This window comes from Patiriisocius sp. 208BN25-11 (assembly GCF_058147145.1).
Genome location: NZ_JBYVJY010000082.1, coordinates 1 through 257 on the forward strand (window position 1 = coordinate 1; position 257 = coordinate 257).

At 33.5% G+C, this 257-nt stretch carries 1 protein-coding gene; it reads right to left on the reverse strand.

From position 1 onward, the window contains the following. Window positions 1–119: 119 nt before the first annotated feature. Window positions 120–257, reverse strand: a 138-nt coding sequence (locus ACY2RS_RS15650) for a JAB domain-containing protein (RefSeq protein WP_490099596.1), incomplete at its 5' end; no start/stop codon positions are given.

Sequence of the window (257 nt, forward strand, 5' to 3'; positions counted from 1 at the left end):
AACTGGCAAGGAAGAACTCGTAGCGGTAAATCCTTGACTAGTTTGAGTCGGCTTCATATTTTTGTAGATTTTTCTTTTTTTAATCTCTTTTGGTAATGAATAAATGCAATTAAGTTTCATTATAGTTCTTCATTGTCTGCAAATGCATAGTAGTCATCTTTCGTTAAAATGATATGGTCGAGAAGTTTGATATCTCCTAATTGGGAAGCTTGCTGAATTTTTCGAGTAAGAATTTTATCGGCTTGTGACGGATTTGT